This is a genomic window from Mesorhizobium sp. M4B.F.Ca.ET.089.01.1.1 (assembly GCF_004022605.1).
Taxonomy (GTDB): domain Bacteria; phylum Pseudomonadota; class Alphaproteobacteria; order Rhizobiales; family Rhizobiaceae; genus Mesorhizobium; species Mesorhizobium abyssinicae.
The window spans coordinates 1-4,076 of sequence record NZ_RZOS01000474.1 but is presented as its reverse complement, the minus strand read 5'-3'; the positions used below and the strand labels follow the sequence as shown (position 1 = coordinate 4,076).

Genomic DNA, 4,076 nt, shown 5'->3' with positions numbered 1-4,076 from the left:
GCCGAAGAGTATGCGGTGCGCATCACGCAGGCGAGCATGGCGCCCGTCACTCGCGTGGTCGAGTTGTTTCGGCGCGACACTACCGCCGGCCGGACTGCGACCGTCGATGCAAACGGGCGTGTCGACGTCGGCAGCATTGGAGGCACCGCACAGACGGCTCGAGACATTGGCGCGAGTGTGTTGCTGTCATCCGGCACGGGCACTGGCCAAGTGAGCCTTTCGGCCGGCATCGCGGCGGTAAACGTCACGCAGTTCGGCGGCGCGGCTGGCACCTTCGCATCGGGCCGCCCGGAAGTGAACACCACGCACGCCGCAGGCACCGCCTGGAACTCGGGTGCGATCACCGCGAATACCTTTGCGGCTGGCGCCATCACCGCTGCCAAGTTCGCGGCCAATGCCCTCGATGCGGTCTGGTCGACCGCTACGCGCGTGCTCACCGCCGGCACGAACATCGTGCTCGCCAAAGGAACGGGCATCACCGGCTTCAACGACCTTGATGCTACCGGCGTGCGCGGCGCGATCGGCATGGCTTCGGCCAATCTCGATACGCAGTTGAGCACCCTGTCGGGCAACGACACCACCATCAACAACAACGTGCTGGCGCTGCAGTCCACGGCCAACGGCATCAAGGCCAAGACCGACAATCTGCCAGCCGCGCCCGCTGCTGTGGGCGACATCCCGACGGCAAACCAGAACGCCGACGCGCTGCTTGACCGGGCTTCCGGCATCGAGGCAGGCATGACGCTTCGACAGGGCTTCCGCCTCTGGTCTGCCGCGCTGCTCGGCAAGGCGAATGGTCTCGGCACCGGAACGGCCATCTTCCGCGATACCAACGACACGAAGGACCGCATCAACGCCTCGGTGGACCAGGACGGCAACCGACTGGCGGTCATTCTGGATCCGAGCTGATGTTTGCCGATCGCTATTTCGGCAAGCGATATTTCGGCAATCGGTACTTTGGCCCACATGGCGCCGACGTCGATTCGCTGTTCAAGCCAGGCGGCGGCTACTATCGCAAGCCGATCAAGTACGTCCGCGATGGCAAAATTGTCGACCTGGACGAGCCCTTGGCAGCACCTGTCGAACCGGTCGAATGGCCAGCACTCTCGCCGGAGGTGGTCGCAGCGCTGCTCGCCGGCTTCCAGGCCCCGCCGATCGAGATGCCAGACGCGGCAGCGCTGGAACGGCGTCTTGGTCGCATGGTGATCGATGGGGAGATGGCGGCCATGCGAGAAGATGACGACGCCGTCCTGCTTCTGCTCATTTGACAGACAATTGCTGACAACTTCTAGCTTTTTAGTAGGCGCTGAAACGGAACGTACGCCAGATTTTTCGTGAACGGATCGAGTTCGTCGACCATCCGACACAGTTGAACTCAAGCGGCTTACAGTTTCGCATCGACCCCTTGCACCCTGTACCTGCCCGAAAAGCAGGACAGGAAATTGGCCAGGTACGTTTTCCGCGATGGTATCTTCGTCGACCAGCAGACCGGCGTTCCGATGGAAAAGCCGTTCGCCGGCCAGATCGTCATGCCGAACGTCATCTCCGACATCCCGGACTACGCCTCGCCGATCGACGGACGAATGATCACGTCGCGTTCCGAGCGCCGCGATGATCTGAAGCGCAACAACTGCGTCGAATACGAGCCGTCCCTGTCGCCGACGAAGGGCAAATTTCGCAACCCCGACTTCTGCAAGAAGCGGGGGCTTCAGGTGTCAGAGGAATTTCGATGAGCACTGCCGTCGCAGAAAGCCTTGCCAACAACGCCCCGCCGGCCGGCGCCATCGCCGCGGCCGTGAACAACGATGCCGCGACGGCCCTGGCCGATGACGCAGCGCTGGAAGCCATCTGGAACAAGCACGAGCGCGACAACGGCGCCGAGCGGGACGACGGTAAGTTCTCAAGCCCGAATCCCGAGAAGAAGGCCGATGCGAAAGCTGACGCCGGCAAGGTATCGCCCGAGGGCGGTGGCGGAGAGGAACAGGCCGGCGGTGGTCTGACGCCTGACGCAGGGTCGATTCCTCTCCCGGCCAACTGGCAGGGCATCAAGGGCGGCGTTGCCGAGAACGTCAAGCAGGCTTGGGAGAAAGCGCCGGCCGAGCTGCGCAAGTTCGTCGCCGAGCGCGAGCAGGAGCTTCAAGGCCGTCTGTCCGACCACGGCCGACAGGTGTCGGTTTACAAGCCCATCCAGGAAATCCTCGATCGCAACGGCGGATACTTCGACCCGAACACCGGCAAGAAGATGGCTGACGGCAAGGTCGTCACACCTGCCCAGGCGATCGAGTATCTTTTCAACGTCCAGCAGAGCATGGACAAGGCTCCCGTCGAAACGATCATGAGCATCATCGACGGGTATGGCATCCGCGAGAAGATTGCGGGTGTCTTCGGCCAGACCATCCAGCAGGGCGAAAGCGAATTGCGGCAGGAAATCGCCGGGTTGAAGCAGATGCTCGCATCTGTCCACAACTCCGCGAACATCGACGACCGCATAAACCAGAGGCTCCAGGAGCGCGACGCCACCGCCGCCGCCAATGAAGAGTTGGGCCGCTTGTCAGCCGACAAGCCGCTTTACTCCGAAATCCCTGAGAAGCGGATGGTCACCTTCATCAACGATGCATGGGACCGGCTTGGAGCCACCGCCTCGAAAGAGGCCGTGTTCAACCTGGCCTATGACATGGCAGTCAACGCCGATCCCGATCTGCGGGCCAAGGCAGCCGCCGCGAAACCGGCCGCTCCCAAGGACACCGGAAAGGTCGACGCGGCCAAGCGCGCCAACTCCGTCAACATCCCCTCAACAGCGTCGGGCAAGGCTCGGGTTCTCTCCGAAGATGAGGAACTGGCCGCTGTCTACGACCGCAATCAGAAAGGCTAATCCCGATGGCTGGTCCGTCGACTACCTTTACTGAAATGGTGTCCACCACCCTTCGCAACAGTGCGACGGAAGTGGCGGACAACGTTTCGAAGAACAACGCCTTCCTCAACCGGCTGAAGAAGAAGAATAAGATCCGCAACCTTGACGGCGGCACCGAAATCCAGGTGCAGCTCGAATACGCGGAAAACAGCACCTATCAGCGTTACGCCGGCCTCGACACGCTGAACACCAACGGCTCGGACGTCGTCACCTCCGCCAAGTACGATTGGGCGCAGGTCGCGCTGCATGTCGTGTCGAGCGGCAAGGAGCTTCGGCAGAACTCCGGCAAGTTCGCGATGATCAACCTGGTGAAGACCAAGAAGAACAACGCGCTCAAGACGGCTGCCAACAACTTCTCCGTCGACCTCTACTCCGACGGTTCGCTGGCGAACCAGATCGGCGGCCTGGCCAACATCCTCCAGACCAACGGCCAAGGCATCGTCGGCGGCATCGACGCCGCGACGTGGACGTTCTGGCGCAACAAGTTCCGCGAGGCCACCGGCACCAATCTTGCCGCAACCCCGAACGCGGCCAATGCTGCGACCTTCAAGGCGGACATGAATGCCATCTGGCTCACCCTGAACCGCGGCGCCGACAAGCCCGACCTGATCACGTTCAGCCATGACTTCTACTCGCTGTACGAGACCGGCGAGCAGCAGCTCCAGCGGTACATGGACGCCGACATGGCTCAGTCCGGTTTCATCGGCCTGAAGTACAAGACCGCCGACGTGATTTTCGACGACAACACGAATTTCACGACCACGGCCGAGAAGGGCTACTTCCTCAACTCCGACTACCTCTACGTCGACCAGCACAAGGAGGCCCAGTGGACGCAGGACGACGAGAAGAAGCCCGTCAACCAGGATGCGGTTGTCATCCCGTTCTACTGGATGGGCAACGTCGTCTGCACGAACCGCTCGCTTCAGGGCGTGCTCTTCGACGCGGCATAAGGAGCAAGAACGATGACCTCTTTTGTTGGTATCGACGTCACCAAGACGTTCACCGCCGCGCAGCTCACCGGCACGGAATCCGGCAAGGCTCCGAAGATCGGCGACACCTACGAAGCGTATGACGGCAAGGTCTACCGCTTCGTGAAGTACAACCAGGGCGCCGGCGCAATCGCCGCTGTCGTGGGTAACGTCGTCGGCTTCTACGCTGCCGGCGG

General features: G+C 61.9%; 5 protein-coding genes and 1 pseudogene. All 6 read left to right on the top strand.

The features are described 5' to 3' along the window. On the top strand, positions 1-909 hold a 909-nt coding region (locus EN780_RS28815; protein ID WP_133372752.1), incomplete at its 5' end, for a hypothetical protein. Next, positions 909-1,268, top strand: coding sequence for a hypothetical protein (locus EN780_RS28810; protein WP_128275985.1), 360 nt, complete (start codon positions 909-911; stop codon positions 1,266-1,268). The genes EN780_RS28815 and EN780_RS28810, both read left to right, overlap by 1 nt. Before the next feature lie 174 nt (positions 1,269-1,442). Then, a complete protein-coding gene (locus tag EN780_RS28805) occupies positions 1,443-1,733 on the top strand; it encodes a hypothetical protein (RefSeq protein ID WP_128275984.1) in 291 nt (96 codons plus the stop codon). Further along, on the top strand, positions 1,730-2,872 hold the full coding sequence (locus tag EN780_RS28800) for a hypothetical protein (RefSeq protein ID WP_128275983.1): 1,143 nt from the start codon (positions 1,730-1,732) through the stop codon (positions 2,870-2,872). The genes EN780_RS28805 and EN780_RS28800 overlap by 4 nt, the downstream gene beginning before the upstream one ends. A 5-nt stretch (positions 2,873-2,877) precedes the next feature. Continuing rightward, the gene (locus EN780_RS28795; RefSeq protein ID WP_127310901.1) at positions 2,878-3,861 is read left to right on the top strand and encodes a phage major capsid protein; all 984 of its coding nucleotides are present in this window, start codon (positions 2,878-2,880) and stop codon (positions 3,859-3,861) included. A gap of 12 nt (positions 3,862-3,873) precedes the next feature. After that, positions 3,874-4,076, top strand: a pseudogene (locus tag EN780_RS28790) (hypothetical protein); the annotation flags it as partial.